General features: G+C 47.1%; 1 pseudogene. It reads left to right on the top strand.

The features are described 5' to 3' along the window. Positions 1-607: pseudogene (locus CIK04_RS31945) on the top strand (MBL fold metallo-hydrolase RNA specificity domain-containing protein); the annotation flags it as partial. Positions 608-1,290: the final 683 nt, after the last annotated feature.

The following is a 1,290-nucleotide window of genomic DNA, read 5'->3' as shown; positions in this document are numbered from 1 at the left end:
GAGCAGTTGATATTTGAGCATAATATCGGCACCGATATCCCTATTATTCTCGACTCGCCATTAGCTAAAAGAGTAACTCAATCGTATCGCCGCTTTAAAAAACTATGGGGAAAGGAGGCGAAGCGTCGGCTGGAGGTCCATCGTTATCCGTTGGCCTTTGAGCAGTRCATAACGATAGATGATTATYGCCAACATAAAGCATTAGTGAATCGTCTTGCCTCGACAGGGGAGCCTGTCTATTGTGGTTGCCGCATCAGGAATTGTGCCAAGGTGGCCGGATTATGGACTATCTCCAAGCYGTTGTTGCCAGATGAGTGTACTGATGTGTTGTTTGCTGGATATCAGGCGAATGGTACTTTGGGCCAGTGAGATTCAATCTGGCGCGAAAACGGTACAAATTGAGCACGAAATGGTGGAAGTTCGAGCTCAGATACATACCGATAGTCTGGCTACTCGGCCCCATGCAGACCAAGCCGATCTACTGGCGTTTATTCAAGGTATTGCGCAAAAGCCGAAGGAGATTCATTTGATCCATGGTGAAGAGGAAGCAAAGCTAAGTCTGCTTCGAGCAATGCTAGCTTTCATGGTTCCTCGTTTCTTTTGTTGATACTCTCCATTTCTGTCTTTTACTTGCTTCAGTTTCTAGTCTCTAGTCCTTTCTCTCTCCGCTCGTCATCCTCGCGAACGCGGGGATCCATCGTACTGCGAGTGTTGTAGCTCGGTATTACCGCTTTGTTACCGGTATTGCTCTATGTTGTTGTTGGTTGTGGCAAGGGGGTTTCCAAACGCGACATCCGGCGCGTGTGGATAAATGGATTCTAGTGTGCACGGGAATGACGATGGGTGGTATGGCGGCGGTGTGCTGAGTTTTTACGGGATAGTGTCGCTGCTGATGTGTCTTGTCTCATCTTATCCTTTGTTATTCAAATTTCTTCTTTACAACTTCGGTTTGTTAGCCTCTTTCTATCTCTCAGTTCGTCATCCTCGCGAACGCGGGGATCCATCGTACAGCGAGTGTTGTAGCTCGGTATTACCGCTTCATTGCCAGTGTTGTTATTGGTTTTGCTCTATGTAGTTGTTGGTTGTGGCAAGTGCGTTTTCAAACGTGGCATTTGGCGTGTGTGGATGAATGGATTCCCGTGTGCACGGGAATGACAGCCGGTGGCGTGGCGGCTGTGTGCTGATTTTACGGATAGTGTCGCTGTTGATGTGTCTTGTCTCATCTTATCCTTGTTATTCAAATTTCTTCTTTACAACTTCGGTTTGTTAGCCTCTTTCTATCTCTCAGTT

It is taken from the genome of Vibrio sp. 03_296 (assembly GCF_002265885.1).
Note: the sequence above shows the minus strand (reverse complement) of the source record. Positions and strands in the feature narration are given on the sequence as shown.